The organism is Microbacterium sp. EF45047, from assembly GCF_028472845.1.
GTDB classification, from domain to species: Bacteria; Actinomycetota; Actinomycetes; order Actinomycetales; family Microbacteriaceae; genus Microbacterium; species Microbacterium neungamense.
On sequence record NZ_CP069429.1, the window covers coordinates 1,754,839 to 1,772,726 of the forward strand.

At 73.4% G+C, this 17,888-nt stretch carries 18 protein-coding genes and 1 tRNA gene; 6 read left to right on the forward strand and 13 right to left on the reverse strand.

Going from position 1 to position 17,888, the window contains the following annotated elements; all coding sequences use genetic code 11:
- Nucleotides 1-23: 23 nt before the first annotated feature.
- A complete protein-coding gene (gene lexA / locus JRG78_RS08515) occupies nucleotides 24-704 on the forward strand; it encodes a transcriptional repressor LexA (protein WP_259606279.1) in 681 nt (226 codons plus the stop codon).
- A gap of 96 nt (nucleotides 705-800) precedes the next feature.
- Here lexA and metE read toward each other — a convergent pair whose 3' ends face one another.
- Together metE and JRG78_RS08525 are read right to left on the reverse strand one after the other, a co-directional pair.
- A complete protein-coding gene (gene metE / locus JRG78_RS08520) occupies nucleotides 801-3,119 on the reverse strand; it encodes a 5-methyltetrahydropteroyltriglutamate--homocysteine S-methyltransferase (protein WP_259606280.1) in 2,319 nt (772 codons plus the stop codon).
- Nucleotides 3,116-4,060, reverse strand: coding sequence for a methylenetetrahydrofolate reductase (locus JRG78_RS08525; RefSeq protein ID WP_259606281.1), 945 nt, complete (start codon nucleotides 4,058-4,060; stop codon nucleotides 3,116-3,118). The genes metE and JRG78_RS08525 overlap by 4 nt, the downstream gene beginning before the upstream one ends.
- A gap of 188 nt (nucleotides 4,061-4,248) precedes the next feature.
- On the opposite strand from JRG78_RS08525, the gene JRG78_RS08530 reads away from it, so the two are divergent.
- Nucleotides 4,249-6,240 carry a S9 family peptidase gene (locus JRG78_RS08530; RefSeq protein ID WP_259606282.1) on the forward strand — a complete coding sequence of 664 codons (1,992 nt, stop codon included), beginning with the start codon at nucleotides 4,249-4,251 and terminating at the stop codon, nucleotides 6,238-6,240.
- A 21-nt stretch (nucleotides 6,241-6,261) separates the two neighbouring features.
- Here the strand turns inward: JRG78_RS08530 and smpB are convergent, their stop codons facing one another.
- The 3 genes from smpB to ftsE all read right to left on the reverse strand — a co-directional run bounded on the left by smpB (nucleotide 6,262) and on the right by ftsE (nucleotide 8,858).
- Nucleotides 6,262-6,738, reverse strand: a complete 477-nt coding sequence (gene smpB / locus JRG78_RS08535; protein ID WP_259606283.1) for an SsrA-binding protein SmpB — start codon at nucleotides 6,736-6,738, stop codon at nucleotides 6,262-6,264.
- Between the two features lie 141 nt (nucleotides 6,739-6,879).
- Entirely contained in the window at nucleotides 6,880-7,794 is a 915-nt protein-coding gene (ftsX, locus tag JRG78_RS08540) for a permease-like cell division protein FtsX (protein WP_259606284.1), read from the reverse strand.
- On the reverse strand, nucleotides 7,791-8,858 hold the full coding sequence (ftsE, locus tag JRG78_RS08545; protein WP_259606285.1) for a cell division ATP-binding protein FtsE: 1,068 nt from the start codon (nucleotides 8,856-8,858) through the stop codon (nucleotides 7,791-7,793). Before ftsE ends, ftsX begins: the two co-directional genes overlap by 4 nt.
- A gap of 169 nt (nucleotides 8,859-9,027) precedes the next feature.
- On the opposite strand from ftsE, the gene JRG78_RS08550 reads away from it, so the two are divergent.
- Nucleotides 9,028-10,353, forward strand: coding sequence for a DUF2510 domain-containing protein (locus JRG78_RS08550; RefSeq protein ID WP_259606286.1), 1,326 nt, complete (start codon nucleotides 9,028-9,030; stop codon nucleotides 10,351-10,353).
- A 65-nt stretch (nucleotides 10,354-10,418) separates the two neighbouring features.
- On the opposite strand, the gene prfB is transcribed toward JRG78_RS08550, so the two are convergent.
- Nucleotides 10,419-11,528 (reverse strand): peptide chain release factor 2, encoded by a 1,110-nt coding sequence (gene prfB / locus JRG78_RS08555; RefSeq protein WP_259606287.1) that lies wholly within the window; start codon nucleotides 11,526-11,528, stop codon nucleotides 10,419-10,421.
- Nucleotides 11,529-11,635: 107 nt separating this feature from the next.
- Here prfB and JRG78_RS08560 point away from each other — a divergent pair, with 107 nt between their 5' ends.
- Nucleotides 11,636-12,856 (forward strand): MFS transporter, encoded by a 1,221-nt coding sequence (locus tag JRG78_RS08560; protein WP_259608173.1) that lies wholly within the window; start codon nucleotides 11,636-11,638, stop codon nucleotides 12,854-12,856.
- Between the two features lie 5 nt (nucleotides 12,857-12,861).
- On the opposite strand, the gene JRG78_RS08565 is transcribed toward JRG78_RS08560, so the two are convergent.
- The 7 genes from JRG78_RS08565 to JRG78_RS08595 are packed head-to-tail and all read right to left on the reverse strand — an operon-like array spanning nucleotide 12,862 to nucleotide 17,296.
- The gene (locus JRG78_RS08565) at nucleotides 12,862-13,290 is read right to left on the reverse strand and encodes a pilus assembly protein TadG-related protein (RefSeq protein WP_336297678.1); all 429 of its coding nucleotides are present in this window, start codon (nucleotides 13,288-13,290) and stop codon (nucleotides 12,862-12,864) included.
- Complete coding sequence (locus tag JRG78_RS08570; RefSeq protein ID WP_259606288.1) at nucleotides 13,287-13,733, reverse strand: TadE family protein; 447 nt, start codon at nucleotides 13,731-13,733, stop codon at nucleotides 13,287-13,289. The genes JRG78_RS08565 and JRG78_RS08570 overlap by 4 nt, the downstream gene beginning before the upstream one ends.
- A gap of 7 nt (nucleotides 13,734-13,740) precedes the next feature.
- Nucleotides 13,741-14,127 (reverse strand): TadE/TadG family type IV pilus assembly protein, encoded by a 387-nt coding sequence (locus tag JRG78_RS08575; RefSeq protein ID WP_259606289.1) that lies wholly within the window; start codon nucleotides 14,125-14,127, stop codon nucleotides 13,741-13,743.
- 17 nt (nucleotides 14,128-14,144) lie between these two features.
- On the reverse strand, nucleotides 14,145-14,342 hold the full coding sequence (locus JRG78_RS08580; RefSeq protein WP_259606290.1) for a hypothetical protein: 198 nt from the start codon (nucleotides 14,340-14,342) through the stop codon (nucleotides 14,145-14,147).
- A 22-nt stretch (nucleotides 14,343-14,364) separates the two neighbouring features.
- Nucleotides 14,365-15,303, reverse strand: coding sequence for a type II secretion system F family protein (locus JRG78_RS08585; protein ID WP_259606291.1), 939 nt, complete (start codon nucleotides 15,301-15,303; stop codon nucleotides 14,365-14,367).
- Nucleotides 15,300-16,157, reverse strand: a complete 858-nt coding sequence (locus JRG78_RS08590; protein ID WP_259606292.1) for a type II secretion system F family protein — start codon at nucleotides 16,155-16,157, stop codon at nucleotides 15,300-15,302. The genes JRG78_RS08585 and JRG78_RS08590 overlap by 4 nt, the downstream gene beginning before the upstream one ends.
- Nucleotides 16,154-17,296 (reverse strand): CpaF family protein, encoded by a 1,143-nt coding sequence (locus JRG78_RS08595; protein ID WP_259606293.1) that lies wholly within the window; start codon nucleotides 17,294-17,296, stop codon nucleotides 16,154-16,156. Before JRG78_RS08595 ends, JRG78_RS08590 begins: the two co-directional genes overlap by 4 nt.
- 105 nt (nucleotides 17,297-17,401) lie before the next feature.
- Between JRG78_RS08595 and JRG78_RS08600 the strand changes: the two genes are divergently transcribed.
- Together JRG78_RS08600 and JRG78_RS08605 are read left to right on the forward strand one after the other, a co-directional pair.
- Entirely contained in the window at nucleotides 17,402-17,680 is a 279-nt protein-coding gene (locus tag JRG78_RS08600; protein WP_259606294.1) for a hypothetical protein, read from the forward strand.
- Between the two features lie 84 nt (nucleotides 17,681-17,764).
- A tRNA-Leu gene (locus JRG78_RS08605) sits at nucleotides 17,765-17,846 on the forward strand.
- Nucleotides 17,847-17,888: the final 42 nt, after the last annotated feature.

The window sequence follows — 17,888 nt, forward strand, 5'->3', positions numbered from 1 at the left end:
CGACGGCGCACGAAGGAGCACAGATGAGCGAGAACAACGCCGCCGAAGCGCCGCGCACGCGCCGGCGCAAGAGCCTCAGCCCGAAGCAGATGGCGATCCTCGAGGTCATCCAGACCTCGATCGCCAAGCACGGCTACCCGCCGAGCATGCGCGAGATCGGCGACGCCGTGGGACTGAAGTCCCTGTCGAGCGTGACGCACCAGCTCGGTCAGCTGGAGCTGAGCGGCTACCTGCGTCGCGACCCGGGCAAGACCCGAGCGATGGAGGTGCTGATCGATCTGCCCGGGGCGAGCGGCGAGAATCCCGCCGACGCGGGCCCGGCCGTGGGCGACGCCGCGCTCGTTCCGCTGGTCGGCCGGATCGCCGCAGGGGTGCCGATCACCGCCGAGCAGCAGGTCGAGGAGATCTTCCCGCTGCCGCGGCAGCTCGTCGGGAAGGGCGAGCTGTTCATGCTCAAGGTCTCCGGCGATTCGATGATCGACGCCGCGATCTGCGACGGGGACTGGGTCGTCGTCCGCACTCAGTCGACGGCCGAGAACGGCGAGATCGTCGCGGCGATGCTCGACGGCGAGGCGACGGTGAAGACCTTCCGCCGCCGGGACGGTCACACCTGGCTGCTCCCCCGCAACTCGGCGTTCGAACCCATCCTCGGCGACGACGCCACCGTGCTCGGCAAGGTCGTCGCGGTGCTGCGCGCGGTCTGACGCCTCGCGCCTGATCCGTTCGGGGCGGGTTCTCACGTTCGGGGCGGTTCTCCGCCGCCCCGGGTGTGAGAATCCGCCCCGAACGCGTGGGGCCGGTCAGGCCGTGACGGCGACGTCCTCGCGGACGCGGCGCGTCGCCTCCGCGATGTTGCGCAGCGAGGCCACGGTCTCCTCGTAGCCGCGGGTCTTCAGGCCGCAGTCCGGGTTGACCCAGACCTGGCGCAGCGGCAGCTCCTCGGTCGCGCGACGCAGCAGCGTCTCGACCTCGTCGACGCTGGGCACGCGGGGCGAGTGGATGTCGTACACGCCCGGGCCGATGCCGTGGTCGAAGCCGGCCTCCGCGACGTCGGCGACGACCTCCATCCGGCTGCGCGCCGCCTCGATCGAGGTGACGTCGGCATCCAGGGCGCGGATCGCGTCGATCACCACGCCGAACTCGGAGTAACAGAGGTGCGTGTGCACCTGCGTGGCGGCGGCGGCGCCGCCGGTGGCCAGGCGGAAGGAGCGCACCGACCAGTCCAGATACGCCGGCTGGTCGGCCCGCTTCAGCGGCAGCAGCTCGCGCAGGGCGGGCTCGTCGACCTGGATGATGCCGATGCCGGCCTCCTCGAGGTCGGCGATCTCGTCGCGCAGCGCGAGGGCGACCTGGTTCGCGGTCTCGCCGAGCGGCTGGTCGTCGCGCACGAACGACCAGGCCAGGATCGTCACCGGCCCGGTGAGCATGCCCTTGACCGGCTTCGCGCTCAGCGACTGGGCGTACGAAGCCCAGGACACCGTGATCGGCGCCGGACGCGACACGTCGCCCCACAGGATGGAGGGACGCGTCGCCCGCGACCCGTAGGACTGCACCCAGCCGTTCTCGGTGACCGCGAAGCCGTCCAGATTCTCGGCGAAGTACTGCACCATGTCGTTGCGCTCGGGCTCGCCGTGCACCAGCACGTCCAGTCCGAGCTCCTCCTGCAGCGAGACAACGCGGTCGATCTCGGCCCGCAGGAAGTCCTCGTAGTCCTCCTGCGGCAGCTCGCCGCGCAGGAACTGCGCCCGCGCCCGGCGGATGTTGCCGGTCTGCGGGAAGGAGCCGATGGTCGTCAGCGGCAGGGCGGGCAGGTCCAGCGCCTGCTGCGCAGCCTCGCGCTCCGCGTACGGGGCGCGGGCGAAGTCGGCCTCGGCGAGCCCGGCGGCGCGCTCGCGCACGGCGCCGTCGCGCACACCGGGTGCGGTGCGGCGGTCCTCGAGCGCGGCGGATGCGGCGTCGAGCTCTGCGGCGATGGCGTCGCGGCCCTCGGCGAGACCGCGCGCCAGGGTGACCACCTGGCCGACCTTCTGGTCGGCGAAGGCGAGCCAGGAGACCAGGCGCGCGTCCAGCTTCGACTCGTCCTCCACGTCGTGCGGCACGTGCAGCAGCGAGGTCGACGTGGCGGCGGTGACCGCCGCGGCGCCCAGCGTGCGCAGCGCCTCCAGCTTCGCGAAGGCCGCGTCGAGGTCGCCGCGCCAGATGTTGTGACCGTCGATCACGCCGCCGACGAGGGTCTTGCCCTCCAGGCCCGGGGCTCCGGCCGGGATGCCGCCGCGGACGAGGTCCACCGCGATGGCCTCGATCGGTGCGGCGGTGAGGACCGGGAACGCCGCGTCGAGGGCGGCGTACGGGGCGGCGACGAGGATCGAAGGGCGGTCCTGCGCACCGCCGAGGACGGCGAGGGCGCGCTCCGCGGCATCCGCGAGGGCCTGCGGCGACGCCGGCAGCGACTCGCTCACCAGCGCCGGCTCGTCCAGCTGCACCCAGGCGGCGCCGGCGGCCTTGAGCGCCGCGAGCAGTTCGGCGTACACGGGCAGCACATCGTCGAGGCGGGAGAGCGGGTCGAAGCCCTCGGGCGCGTCATCGGATGCCTTCGCCAGGGCGAGCAGGGTCACGGGGCCGACGACGACGGGGCGCGTGCGGAAGCCGGCGTCCGCGGCCTCGGCGACCTCGCGCACGAGGCGGTCGCTGGAGAGCGAGAAGTCGGTGTCCGGGCCGATCTCGGGCACGAGGTAGTGGTAGTTCGAGTCGAACCACTTCGTCATCTCCAGCGGCGCGCGGTCCCCCTCGCCGCGCGCGATGGTGAAGTAGGCCGGCAGGCCGATGCGGCCGTCCTCGTCGCGCAGGTCCTCGAAGCGGGCCGGGATCGCGCCGACCGTGACCGCGGCGTCGAGCACCTGGTCATAGAAGGAGAACGACTCCGGGATCGAGGAGTCGTCGCGGCCGAGGCCCAGCGCGGCGAGGCGCTCACGGTTCGCCGCGCGCAGCTCCGCGGCGGCGGTCTCGAGCGCGGCCTCGTCGATGCGGCCCGCCCAGAACGACTCGACGGCCCTCTTGAGCTCGCGGCGGCGTCCGATCCGGGGGTAGCCGAGGATGGTCCCGTCGGGGAAAGCGGTCATGGTGTTCCTTTCGATGAGAACTGCAGGGCGGGGATGATCCCGGCTTCGGCGAGAACCTCGAGCACGGTCTCGTGCTGGTTGAAGGCGTACAGGTGCACTCCCGGTGCGCCGCCGGCGACGACGGCTCGCGCCAGGCGGGCCGCCCACTCGATGCCGATGCGGCGACGGCCCTCGGCGGTGGGCTCCACCTCGAGCGCGACGGCGAGCTCGCCCGGCAGCTCCTCGCCGGTCAGCTCGAGCACGCGAGCGAGCCGGGCGGGCGAGGTGATCGGCATGATGCCGGGCAGGATCGGGATGGTCACGCCGGCGCGGCGGGCGCGCTCCACGAAGGCGAGGTAGTCGTCGGGGTGGAAGAACAGCTGGGTGATCGCGAAGGTGGCGCCCGCGGCCTCCTTCGCCAGCAGCGCCTCGACGTGCTGGGTGCTGTAGGCGGAACGCGGATGCCCGTTCGGGAAGGCGGCGACGGCGATGTTCACCTTGCGGCGGGGCGCGACGCGGACGGCGCCCGGATTGCCCGGGACCGGGGACTCCTCGTACGGGGCGCGCTCGGCCTGCACCCGGTCGATGAGCTGCACGAGCTGCGCGGCGCTCTCCAGGTCGCCGAGGAACGGGTCGCCCTCGTCCTGACCGGCGGGCGGGTCGCCGCGCAGGGCGAGGAAGCTGAGGATGCCGGCGTCGAGGAACTCGCGGATCAGCCGGGTCGCCCCGGCGTAGGTGTTGCCCACGCAGGTGAGGTGCGCGAGCGGCTCGACGTCGGTGTGCTGCCGGATGTGGCGGAGCACTTCGAGCGAGCGCCCGCCGGTGGATCCCCCGGCCCCGTAGGTGACGGAGAGGAACTCGGGCCCGACCGCCGCGAGCTGCCGGATGGTCTCGTGCAGGGCGTCCGCGTTGGCGGGTGAGCGCGGCGGGTAGAGCTCGAAGGAGAACGGCACTCGGGCCATGGTGCTGCTCCTCCTCCGGCTCGTCGGTCACGTCCTCCAGCAGGGTAGAACGGCCCCGGAACCGGGCGCACACTGTGTGACGCCATGTGTCGCACGGTATGACGGTGCATGTCGCGCGACGCCGCGGCGTGCCCGGCCGGATCGCACTCGGCCGTGTCGCGGACGGGCTGCTGGCTAGGCTCGGAGTCATGTCCGGCTCACCCGCATCCCTCCCCTACGGCTCCTGGCCGTCGCCGTTCACCGCCGCCCGCATCGCGCAGGCGTCGCCGCGCATCGACGGTGCGCGCTTCGTCGGCGAGGAGATCTGGTGGGGCGAGTCGGTGCCCGCCGAGGGCGGGCGGGTGAGCGTGCGGAGCTCGTCCGGCGCGGAGGTGCTCCCCGCGCCGTGGAGCGCGCGCTCGCGGGTCCACGAGTACGGCGGTGGGGCCTGGACGGCGGATGCCGAGGGCACTCTCTTCTTCGTGCACGCCGCCGATCAGCGGGTGTACCGGATGCCGCGCGGCGGCGAACCGCATCCGCTCACCGCTCCGGGGCCGCAGCACGGCGGCCTGTCGCTGCAGCATGGCCGGCTGCTGGCTGTGCGCGAGAACCTGCGCGAGCAGCCGCACCGGCGCGGGATCGTGGAGATCCCGGTGGACGGCTCCGCCGCCGCGGGCGAGGCGCGCGAGCGGGTGCTCGTGGACGGTCCGGGCTTCTTCGCGCATCCCGCGCTGTCGCCGGACGGCACCCGGCTGGCGTTCGTGGAGTGGAGCGGCACGCGGATGCCGTGGGAGGAGGCTCAGTTGACCGTGCTCCGCCTCGCCGACGGGGCGCGCACCACCGTCGAATCCCGCGCCGCGCTGCAACCGGAGTGGGTCGGCGAGGGCGGTCTCCTGTTCGCGGACGACCGTTCCGGCCGCTGGAACCTGCGCCGGCTCACCGTGGACGGCATCGGCGTGACCGACGACGCGGCGGTGGCGCCGGCGGATGCGGACACCGGCGGCGGCCTGTGGGTGCTCGGCACCCGCTGGTACCGGCCGCTCGACGACGGCCGCATCGTCGCGGTGCGCACGCACGGTGCCGACGAGGTGGTGCTGCTCTCCCCCGACCTCCCGGACGCTGAGCCCGGCCCGGACGCTGAGCCGGGCCCACGCGCCGGAGGCTCCGCGCGCCGCGTAGCGGCGGGTGGAGGGGGCGTGGGGATCGACGCGTCCCCCGCCCCGGCATCCGTCCACCGCCTCCCCGTGCCGGCGACGAGCGAGGTCAGCGTCGACGACGTCTCCGGCGACCGCGTGCTCGTCTCCGGGGTGGGCGCCGAGGTCGCGCGCGGCCTCTGGCTCCTCGAACTGAGCTCCGGGGCGGCGACCGCGGTCCGCGGCGGTGAGCCGTCCGACCCCGCGTGGATGCCGGCGGCCCGGCCGGTCACCTTCGAGGGCCCGCACGGTCCGGTGCACGCCTTCGACTACCCGCCCGCCAGCCCGGACGCGAAGGGCCCGTCCGGCGAGCGCCCGCCGTACATCGTCATGGTGCACGGCGGTCCCACCGCGCACGTCGCCGGCGCCGCCTCCGCCGCCTACGCCTTCTGGACCAGCCGCGGGATCGGCGTGCTCGACGTCAACTACGGCGGATCCACCGGGTACGGACGGGCGTACCGGGAGCGCCTGGACGGGCAGTGGGGTGTCGTCGACGTCGACGACGTGATCGCCGCCGCCCGCGGACTCGCCGCCTCGGGCGCCGCCGATCCCGCCCGCATCGCGATCCGCGGCGGATCCGCCGGCGGCTGGACGGTGCTCAGCGCCCTCGTGCGCGGCGGGGCGTTCGCCGCCGGGATCAGCCGCTACGGCGTCGCCGACCTGCGGATGCTGGCCGCGGAGACGCACGACTTCGAGAAGCACTATCTCACCGGGCTGGTGGGTCCTCTGCCCGAGGCCGAGGACGTCTACGTGGCGCGGTCGCCGCTCACGCACGCCGACCGGATCGACGTGCCGGTGCTGCTGCTGCAGGGCGAGGACGACCTGGTGGTGCCGCCCTCGCAATCCGAGGCGATCCGGGACGCGCTGGCCGCCCGCGGCATCCCGCACGAGTACGTGCTGTACCCGGGCGAGGGGCACGGATTCCGGCGCGCGGAGACGATCATCGCGTCGCTGGAGACCGAGCTGCGCTTCCTCGGCCGCGTGTTCGGGTTCACGCCCGCGCTCTGAGAGCGTGGGCCCGGCCGGGTGCTACTCGCCGAGGCGGTTGCGCAGCCGCATGGCGCGCTCGGCCTCGCGGTTGTCCTGCCGCTCTCGCAGCGCCTGGCGCTTGTCGTACTCGCGCTTGCCCTTCGCGAGCGCGATCTCGACCTTCGCCCGGCCGTCGGAGAAGTACAGCCGCAGCGGGATGAGGGTGTAACCGCCGGCCGAGACCGCGTGCTCGAGCTTGAGGATCTCCTCACGGTGCAGCAGCAGCTTGCGCACCCGCTTGGCGGAGTGGTTCGTCCAGTGGCCCTGGGTGTACTCCGGGATGTGCACGGCGTCGAGGAACGCCTCGCCGCCCTTGATGTACGCGTACCCGTCGGACAGGTTCGCCCGGCCCTGGCGCAGCGACTTGACCTCGGTGCCGGTGAGCACGAGGCCGGCCTCGTACGACTTCTCGAGGTTGTAGTCGTGGCGCGCACGACGGTTGGTCGCGATGAGCTTCTCGCCGCGTTCCCTGGGCATGGTTCTCTCCTGGTCCGCGCCGTGCGGGGATCGCACGCGCCCGGAGGCGCGTGAGGGCACGGCAGCCCATCAGCTTACACTCCGCCGCCGCGCACGGCGCAGCGGGCTCCGCTCCGCCACCTCGGCAGCCGGCGCCGGTGATCAGGTGCGCAGCCAGCGCCGGATCGCGAAGCCGGCCGAGAGCGCGGCGAGCACGACGCCGATCCCGATCAGCACGGGCACGACGACCGCCGCCTCCTGCATCCCGACCAGCGGCCGCATGAACGGCACGCGAGCCGACAGGTACCCCTCGACGCCGAAGTGCACGCCCGCGACGACGGCGCCGCTGGCGAGCAGGGAGCCGAGGAAGGCGGCGAAGACGCCCTCGAGCACGAACGGCGTCTGGATGGAGCGGTTCGATGCGCCGACGAGACGCATGATCCCGATCTCCTTCCGCCGTGCGTAGGCGGAGAGCCGGATGGTCGTCGCGATCAGCAGCACGGCCGCCACCAGCATGAGGGCGGCGATGCCGACCGCGATGTAGGTCGCCACGGTGAGGGCGGAGAAGAGCGGGTCGAGGTAGCGGCGCTGGTCGGTGACGGCGTCCACCCCGGGCTGACCGGTGAACGCTTCGACGATCACCTGCGACTGGCCCGGGTCCTTCAGGGTGATCTGGAACGCCTCGGACATCTGGTCGAGGGTGAGCACGCTCGCCTGGTCCTCGCCCAGCTGCTCGACGACGTTGGCGAGCGCCTCCTCCTTGGACTCGAAGCGCACCTCACTGATCAGCGGCGCGAGGGCGGGTCCGTCGATCTGGGCGCGCACCTCCTCCAGCTGCTCGGGGGTCGCGGCGCCGCCGACGCAGCTCTCCGACTCCGAGACGGAGGAGCACATGTACACGGTGACGGCCGCGCGCTCGCCCCAGAAGGCGCGCATGGTTCCGATCTGCGCCTGCATGAGCATGGCGGCGCCGACGAAGGTGAGCGAGACGAAGGTGACGAGCACGACGGAGATCACCATGGAGATGTTCCGCCGCAGGCCGAGCAGGGCCTCGGTGAGGATGAGACCGACGTTCACGACGTGGGACCCACTTCCTCGTCATCGGAGTCCGACAGGCCGAGGCGGTCCGCGACGCCGAGCTCGGCGACCTCCACCTCCGGCAGCACGATCGGGTGCGTGCGCGGCCCGGTCCTCGGGCGCGGCGGTTCGGGCGCGGAGGGCGTGCCCGGTTCCGGGGCCGGCGGGGCGGCCGGGGCCGGGCTCGGAGCCGGCGCTGCGCCCGGGGTGCGGGCGGGCTCGGCATCCGTGCGTGCCGGGCGGGGCGCGGCGTCCCCGGCATCCGGGGCCTGGATCGGCTGGATGCTCGCGGTCTCGCGCTGCACCTCCTTGACCGCCGTGAGCGCCGCCGCGGCGGCCGCGCCGCGGACCGCTTCGGGCGTGAGCCGCGGGATGTTGGAGGTGTCGCCGTATCCACCACCCGATTCGTCGCGCACCATCTCGCCGTCGCGCAGCTCGATCACGCGACGCTGCATCTGGTCGACGAAACCGGCCTCGTGCGTGGCCATCACCACGGTCGTGCCGCCCGCGTTGATGCGGGTGAGCAGCTGCATGATGCCGACGGAGGTCGCCGGGTCCAGGTTCCCGGTCGGCTCGTCGGCGAGCAGCACCTGCGGCCGGTTCACGATGGCACGGGCGATCGCGACGCGCTGCTGCTCGCCGCCGGACAGCTCGTGCGGCATCCGCTTGCCCTTGCCCTCGAGGCCGACGAGCTCGAGCGCCTCGGGGACGGCCTGCTGGATGAACCCGCGGGACGCGCCGATCACCTGAAGCGAGAACGCCACGTTCTGGTACACGGTCTTGGACGAGAGCAGCCGGAAGTCCTGGAACACCGACCCGATGTGGCGCCGGAAATAGGGCACCTTGCGGTTCGCGAGGGCCCGCAGGTCGCGGCCGAGGACGGCGACGCGGCCGGAGGTGGGCACCTCCTCCCGCAGGATCAGGCGCAGGCAGGTGGACTTCCCCGACCCGGAGGCGCCGATGAGGAAGACGAACTCCCCGCGCTCGACCTCGAAGTCGACGCCCGCGAGCGCCGGTCGTCTGGTGCCGCGGTAGCGTTTGGTGACGTTCTCGAACCGGATCATGGCCATTCGAGCCTAAGCGCGCTCCGCCCGTGGCGGATCAGCGACACTCCCCGCGCGGGATGGGCAGGGCTCCACATCGTGCGGCGTCGCCGGTGACTGCTATACAGGTTATTGCGCGATCGCGCCGTGACGGGGGTCGCTCATGCGACGCGAGCAGGAGGAGGGTGCCATGAGCGTTCCGGCGGGATGGTACGACGACGGATCAGGACGCCAGCGCTGGTGGGATGGCACGCAGTGGACGGAGCACTTCGCCCCCGAGCAGCCGCAGACCCAGGAGGCGCAGACTCCGCAGGCGCAGCCGGCCTCCGAGTCGGCCGAGGCCGCAGCGTCCGCCGAGTCCGCCGAGTCTGCGGAGTCCGCCGGGGCCGCGCAGTCTGCGCAGTCGGCCCCTGGCACGGAGTCCGATCAGGCGGCATCCGGCCCTCACGCCGAGCCCGACGCCGAGGACGCGTCGCCGGCACCCGGCCGCGACGACGTGGTCCCTCCGCCGACGGAGATCCCGGCGGAGACGACCGCCTTCCCGGCGCCCGGGGCCTCGCCGGCGTACGCGCCGCCGGCATCCGGGGGGTATGCGGCGCCGGGCTACACCGCCCCGCCCGCTCCCGGCGCCGGGGTGCCCCCGTACGCGGGACCGGCGGCTCCGGGCTACCCGGGCGCCGCACCCGGCGGTCAGCCGCCCTACGCCGCACCCGGCGGTCAGCCGCCCTACGGGGCGGCCCCCGGCTACGGTGCGCCGGCGTACGCGACGGCCACCGCGCCCGGGCCGCAGAAGCAGCCGATCGTCGGGTATGTGGGGCTCGGCCTCGCCGTCGTCGGCACGATCCTGGCGTGCATCTTCATCACCTTCGGCCTCGGCGTCTTCGTGCTGTTCGCGGCGTTCGTGGTGTCGATCGTCGCCCTGTTCCTGAAGAACACCCGCAAGTGGCCCGCGATCACCGGCCTCGTCCTGTCGATCGTGGGCGGCATCGCCGGCACGATCCTGTTCCTCGTGATCGTCATCAGCACCGCCAGCCAGCTCGAGGACTTCGCGGACGGGTTGCCCAGCGCGCCGCCGATCGACGAGCCGGCCGAGACGGGTGAGGGCTCCGCCCCGGTCGAGGAGGGCGCCCTCGGCGAGCCGGTCGCCGTCGTGCAGATGGACGGCACCGCGGAGGTGACGATCCGCAGCGCCACCTGGGGCGTCGACAACGGCTCGGACATCGGCATCGACGCCGTCAACGGCGGCTACCTGATCCTCGACGTGCTGTGGGAGGGCGTCGAGGGCACCACGAACGCCAACCCGCTGTACTTCAGCGTCCTCGACGCCGAGGGCAACGAGGGCGACTTCGACTTCATGGTCGACGGCGCGCTGCCCGGCGACTCCGTGCAGAGCGGCGACCAGGTGGAGGGACTGGTGTCGTTCGACGTCGCCGAGTCGCCGTCGTACACCGTGATCATCACCGACGAGCTGCTGCAGGAGGTCGCGCGCGTCGACGTCACCGCGACGGCACGCTGACCCTCCCCCAGACGACGGATCCCCCGGGCGCCGGCCCGGGGATCCTCGCGTTTCGGACGGGTGTCTCAGTCCTCGCTCTTGCGCTTGCGCCAGCGGATGCCGGCCGAGATGAACCCGTCCAGGTCGCCGTCGAACACGGCGGCGGGGTTGCCGGACTCGTGGCCGGTGCGCAGGTCCTTGACGAGCTGCTGGCCGTAGAGGAAGTAGGAGCGCATCTGGTCGCCCCAGCTCGCGGTGATGTTCCCGGCGAGCTCCTTCTTCTTCGCCGCCTCCTCCTCCTTCTGCAGGAGCAGCAGGCGGGTCTGCAGCACGCGCATGGCGGCGGCGCGGTTCTGGATCTGCGACTTCTCGTTCTGCATCGACACGACGATGCCGGTCGGGAGGTGGGTGATGCGCACCGCGGAGTCGGTGGTGTTCACCGACTGCCCGCCCGGGCCCGAGGAGCGGAACACGTCGACGCGGATGTCGCCCTCCGGGATCTCCACCTCGGTGGCCTCCTCCATCAGCGGGATGACCTCGACGGCGGCGAAGGAGGTCTGCCGCTTATCGGCGGACCCGAACGGGCTGATCCGCGCGAGGCGGTGCGTGCCGGCCTCCACCGACAGGGTGCCGAACGCGTAGGGGGCGTCCACTTCGAAGGTGGCCGACTTGATGCCGGCGCCCTCGGCATAGGAGGTGTCCATGACCTTGACCGGGTAGCCGTGCTGCTCCGCCCAGCGCAGGTACATCCGCATCAGCATCTCGGCGAAGTCGGTGGCGTCGTCGCCGCCGGCGCCGGAGCGGATCGTGATGATCGCGGCGCGGTCGTCGTACTCGCCGTCGAGCAGCGTCTGCACCTCGAGCTGGTTGATGGTCTCGGTCAGCGCGGCGAGCTCGGCACGCGCCTCGGCGGCGGACTCCTCGTCCTGCATCTCGTTGGCGAGACCGACGAGCACCTCGAGGTCGTCCAGGCGCTGCTCGACCTCGGTCACCCGCTTCAACTCGGCCTGCTTGTGGCTGAGCGCGCTGGTCACCTTCTGCGCCTTCTCGGGATCGTCCCAGAGGTCGGGCGCGCCGGCCTCCTCGCTGAGGCGCGCGATGTCCTCGCGCAGGGAGTTCACGTCGACGACCTCACGGATGTCGCCGAATGTCTGTCGCAGGGCCTGGATGTCGGCGGAGAGATCGAGTTCGAGCATGGCACTCCAGCCTATCGCGCCGCCGCTCCCCCGCGCCGCGCCCGGTCGCGGGTAGCGTGTGGGGCGTGACCACATCCGCGGCGACCGTCCTGCGCAGCTTCGGGCCGATGGTGTACGCGCCCACGGTGCTGTTCTCGCTGGGCGAGGGAGCGGTCATCCCGCTGATCCCGGTGCTGGCCACGCAGCTGGGCGCCGGCGTCGCGGGCGCGGCGCTCGTGGCTTCCGCTCTCGTCGTCGGGCAGCTGTGCGGCAACCTGCCCGCCGGGTGGGCGGTGGCGAGGATCGGCGAGCGGATGACGATGGCGGTGGCGGGCCTGGTCGCCATGCTCGCCGCGACCGGGATGCTCCTCGCGCCGGCGCTGGGCCTGTTCACCGCGGCGGTGTTCCTGCTCGGGTTCTGCGCCGCCGCGTTCGGGCTGGCGCGGCACGCGTTCATGACGACGCGGGTGCCGCCGCGATTCCGCGCGCGCGCGCTGTCGCTGCTGGGCGGCAGCTTCCGGCTCGGGATCTTCGTCGGCCCGTTCGTCGCGGCCGCGCTGATCGGGCTGTTCGGCGGCGAGCGCTCCTCGATCTGGTTCCTGCTGGCGTGCCTCGCGGTCATGGTGGTGCTCGTCCTGGTCGGGCCGGACCCGGAGAAGAGCGCTCCGCCGATCACGAAACCCACCGACACGCCGTCCGAGGAGGACTCGGGCGAGCCGGTGAGCGGCTCCATCCCGACCGTGGCGCGGCACGGCGTGTTCCGCACGATGTGGGAGTACCGCGCGGTGCTCTCCCGGCTCGGGCTGGCCGCGGCGTCCCTGTCGGCGGTGCGGTCGGCGCGTCAGGTGGTGCTGCCGCTGTGGGGTGTGACGCTGGGCCTCGACGCCGAGACGATCGCCCTCGTCGTCGGCGTCTCGGGGGCGATCGACTTCGCACTGTTCTACGCCAGCGGCCAGGTGATGGACCGGTTCGGCCGGTTGTGGGCGGCGATGCCGGCCATGCTGCTGATGGGGTCGGCGTTCCTGGTGCTCGCCGTCACCCACGCCCTCGACGCGGGGATGCTGTGGTTCGGCATGATGGCGGCGGTGCTCGGTGTCGGCAACGGCCTCTCCAGTGGCATCCTGCTCACCCTCGGCGCGGACCTCGCGCCGACGCGGACCCCGGCGCCGTTCCTCGGATCGTGGCGCACGCTGACGGATGCCGGCGGCGCCGTGGCGCCGCTGATCGTCTCGGCGGTGACCGCGATCGCGTCGCTGCCGGTGGCTGCCGGGACGATGGGCGGCCTGGCCCTGCTCGGCGCCGCCGGCTTCCTGCGCTGGATCCCCCGCTACGTCCCGCGCCGAGACTGACAGGTCTATTCGAGGGCGGTGCGGGTGGTCGCGGTGGCCTCCAGCGGCACCCCGGCGGGCACGAACGCGGAGACGAGGGGCGGATGCCAAGCGGCGCCCACCGTGACCCGAGCCGAGACGCCGTCGGGGGTGCCGGCGGCGAGGAGCGCGACCCCGGGTGCGGTGCCGGCGATGACGGCGGCGGCCTGCTCCTGCACGCCCGCGTCGGTGAGCTCGGCGCGGACGGCGCCGCCCTCCACCTGCAGCGTGAAGCCGTCGGCGCCGGCCAGCGCCGCGGCGTCGGCGACCGCGTCCAGCCGCTTCTGCGCGATGTAGAGATCGGTCGCGCAGACGCAGACGAGCACCACCGCGACGGCGAGCAGCACGTAGCCGAGGATCAGGGGCAGGATGCTGCCGTCCTCGTCGCGTCCGAGCGCCGGCCGGAGCCGCATCATCCGCTCCCCCACAGTCGCGAGATCTTCTGCGCCGCCTGCGCCTCGATCGGGATGGAGGCGAGCCGGTCCAGGCCGAACAGCGGCGGCAGGAGCGGCAGGCTCACCCGCGTCCGCACAGTCACCACGACCACGGCCCCGGCATCCGGGCACGGGTCGGTCGCCGGCGCGCAGGACATCGACACCTGCACGGCATCCGCCTCCATGCCGTACTCGCGGACGACGCTCGCCAGCACGGCGTCGCCGCGGGCGGCGGCGGTCTCGGCATCCGGCGCCTGCCCGATCACGCGGGCGGTGTGTCGGGCGGCGGCCTCGGCCCCGAGCGTCTGCTCCTGCACGGCGCCGAGCGTGATCACGAGGTACACCAGCGGAACCAGCAGCAGCAGTCCGACGACGATGAACTCCAGCGCAGCGGAGCCCTCCTCTCCTCGCGCCCGCGCGTTCACCCGCTCCTCATTCCCCGCCGAGGGTCTCGACCGGTGCACGCCCCTCCACCTCCAGTCCGTACGGGATGCCGATGAGCCCCAGGACGGGGAGCGTGGTGCGCACGCGCACCACGACGGTCGGATGCCCGAGCGCGGTGTCCTCCCCGACCGTGACGTCCTGCGCGTACTCGGCGCCGATCGCCCGCTCGATCACCGCCCGGGTGCGGGCGACGCCCTCCGCGGGTGCGGTGTCGGCGAGCGCGGCATGATGCGCGCCCTCGACGGCGGCGTCGTGCACGACGTTGCGGACGTACACGGCGAACGCGACCTGCAGCACGGCCAGGGTGAGGGCGGTGAGCAGCGTCCCGACGAGCACGAACTCGACCGGGGTGGAACCCCGGTCGTCGCCGAGCATCCGCCGCCGCATCGCGCTCAGAGCCCGGAGACCCGGCCGATCGCCTGCTCGAACAACGACACCAGCGCGGGGCCGGCGACCGCCCAGATCACGACGACCAGGGCGGCGGTCATCAGGGTGACCAGCACCCAGCCGGGCACGTCACCGCGCTCGTCCTGAAAGGTCTCTCGGGCGCTCGCGCGGAGGGCGGCGTACCATCGTCCGATCGTCGACATGGGCAGCTCCTTGGGTCGGGGCTCAGCCGAGGCCGAGCCGGAGGATGAACAAACCGGGGTACACCGCGAACAGCACGGAGAGCGGGAGGATCAGGAACACCAGGGGCAGGAGCATCAGGATCTCCTTGTGCCCGGCCTGCTCGATGAGCACGCGCTTGGCCTCGTCCCGGGCATCCGCCGCCTGCGCGTGCAGCACCGCCGCCAGCGGTGCTCCATGCTCGAGGGCGGCGACGACCTGGTCCACCGCGCGGGTGAGGCCGGGCAGGCGCAGCCGTGCCGCGAGCTCGCCGAGGGCGTCCGCGAGCGGCGAGCCGGTGTGCACCGCGAGCACCGAGCGGCGCAGCTCCGCGGTGAGCTCGCCCGTGCCGATCGCGGACACCCGGCGAAGCGCGTCGAGCAGGGACTCCCCCGCCGACAGGCACAGAGCGAGGAACTCCAGGGTGGTCGGCAGCTCGTCAGCGAGACGCGCCCGGCGGGCACGGGCCCGGCCGCTCAGCCGCAGGTCGCAGCCCACCGCCGCCCCCGCCGCGAGGAGGACGGGCAGCAGGGCCGCCAGCGGCGTCATCCGCCCGCCGACCGCGAGAGCCACCACGACGAGGGCCCCGGCGACCAGCCCGCCGACCGCCCAGGCGAGCTGCCGGCCGCGGAAAGCCGCCGGAGTGCTGTCGATCCCGGCCTGCGCCAAGCGCAGCCGGAGCTCGTCGCCGCCGCCCAGCATCCGTTCGAAGCCCTCGCGCACCCGCGTCCACAGCCACCGGCCCGGCATGCGCATCACACCCGGGGCGGGGAGGATGCCCGGCGGCAGCAGCTCGTCGGGCACGGCGTCGCGCACGTAGGGGGCGATGCGGCGCTCCAGCGGAAGAGCCCGCCAGCGCGGCAGCGCGGACAGCAGGACGATCAGCCCTGCGGCGAGCGCGCCGCCGAGTAGGACGGCGATCGCGAGATCGGTGACCGCCCTCATCCGAACCACCGCTCCGGCTCGGGCAGGCGACCGATCCGCAGCATGATGCGGAAGGCGACGAAGGACACGACCGCGCCGACCGCGATCACGATCACGCCCTCCGGGCTGGCGTACGCGTCGCGCCCTTCCGGGCGCAGAGCCAGGAGCCCGAGGATGACCCAGGGAGCCACCGCGCCGAGCACGGCGGCGCCGCGGATCCAGGACTGCCGCGCCTCCACCTCGCCGCGCAGTGCCGCATCCGCGCGGACCGAGGACGACAGCGCGCGCAGCACCGTGGTGAGCTCCGTGCCGCCCACCTGTCTGGCCATCCGCAGCGTCTCCAGGATGCGATCGGCGATCGGGTCGGCCAGCGCCGCCTTCAGCCGGTCGAGGCTGGTCTCGAAGCGGCCGGTCGCCTGAAGATCGCGGGCGAACACCGCGAAGGCGGGCCGTACGGCGGGAGGGGCGGAGTCGGCAAGGCTGGCGACCGCATCCGGCAGCGGGAGCCCGACGCGGATGGCCGCGACGAGCAGGTCGCACACGTCCGGCCACAGCTGGCGGCGCGCCTTGCGCAGGCGCAGCCGCCGCCCGCGCAGGTGCAGAACGGGCGCGGCGCCGCCGGCGAGGCCGGCGACCGCGGCGAGCGCGGGGATGGCGGTGAGCAGCCAGACCACGGATGCCGCCAGCAGCGCCGCGGCGACCATCACCGCGATCAGGGTGCGCGGGGCCGCCCGCGGGAATCCGGCCTCCTCGAGCAGCCGGGCGAGACGGCCGCGCCGCGACGGGCGCTCGGCTCTCGCCGCGAGCGGCCACAGCCAGGGCGAGACGCACAGCAGCAGGCCGGCGCCGAGCAGGGTGCCCACGAGGAGTGTCATGCGGGCGCTCCGGCACGGTACACGTCGCGCGTGACGATCCGCCCGTCGACGACCTCGCCGGTCGGCGCGACCACTTCGGTCACCCGCCGGCCGCCGTCTGGTTCGCGGGTGCAGTGCACGACGTAGGAGATCGCCCCGGCCAGCGCGGGGGCGATGAAGGCGCGGTCGATGTTGCGGCCGGCCAGCAGCGGGAGCAGGGCGAGCTTCTCGAGCGCCTCCACCGCGGAATTGGCGTGCACCGTGCCGGCCGCGGGCACGCCGGTGTTGAGCGCGAGCACCAGGTCGAGCGCCTCCGCGTCGCGCACCTCGCCGACGACGAGGCGCTCCGGGCGCATCCGCAGTGCCTCCTTCACGAGCCGGCGCAGCGTGATCTCCCCGGTGCCCTCCAAGCTCGCCTGCCGCCCCTGCAGGGCGACGACGTCGGGACCCTCGACGGCCAGCTCGAACGTCTCCTCGACCGTGATGATCCGCTGCCGGTCCGCGCAGGAGGCGAGGAGCGCCCCGAGCAGCGTGGTCTTGCCGGCGTGTGTGGCGCCGGAGACGATGATGCTCCGCCCCTCCAGCAGCGCCCGGTGCAGCAGCTCGGCCACCTCGGCGGGCACGGAGCCCTGGGCGACGAGCGACTCCAGGCTTCGGTGCCGGCGGAGGAACTTGCGGATGTTCACCGCCCACGATCCGCGGACGACGTCGGCGATCGCGACGTGCAGGCGGGAGCCGTCCGGGAGGGATGCGTCGACGAACGGCTGGCTGATGTCCACCCGACGGCCGGTGGAGTGCAGCATCCGCTCGACGAGATCGCGCAGCGTCGCCTCCGTGAGCGGCAGGTCGATCCTCTCGCTGACCCCGCCGCGCGCGACGAAGACGCGATCCGGACCGTTCATCCAGATCTCCTCGATGTCGGGGTCGTCCAGCAGCGGCTGCAGCACCCCGAAGCCGGACACGGCCGCCAGCACGTCGCGGACACACGCCGCCTCGTCGTCGATCATGGCGTGGCCGCGGGCGAGTGCCAGGTCGTTGTGCCGGCGCACTTCGGCCTGGGCGATGCGGCGCGCCTGCTCCGGCGCCGCCGACGGGTCGGTGTTCTCCAGGCGCAGCCGCCGCCGCACGCTCTCGGCGACGAGGACGGACGGATGACTCACGCGGGCATCATGACAGAACGGCGGCGACGGCCGCGGAAGTTATCCACACCCCGTCCGCGGCCGGCGCTACCCTCCCGGTATGACGCCGTACGAGATCAGCTCGCTGTGGGCCCAGTGGGTCGGGTCCATCGCCGGGGCGAGACCTGGCTGCTGGTGAACGAGGGCACGGTGCCCGCGCTCGACGTGCACGTGGAAGGCCTCACCGAGCTCGACCGCCGGCGCCTGAGCGCCGCGCCGCGGCCGCTGCTCGCGCCGGGCGAGGCGGTGGAGTTCACGCTGGTCTCCCGGCTCACCCTGTCCGGACCGGCGAACGTCGTCGTCACCTACCGCCTCGACGGGGACGGCGCGGAGCGGCGCCGGGTGCTGCAGGTGCCCTCCGCCTAGCGGCGCGGCCGTCCACCGGCTTCGCGGACGGCGCGAGGATCCCGGTCAGCAGGAGGATCCCGGTCAGTAGACTGAACGGACCGCGCGGGAGTGGTGAAACTGGCAGACACGCAGGATTTAGGTTCCTGTGCCTTCGGGCGTGTGGGTTCGAGTCCCACCTTCCGCACGAGCGTCGGGGGCGCAGGCTTCCCGCTGACGCCGCCCACCG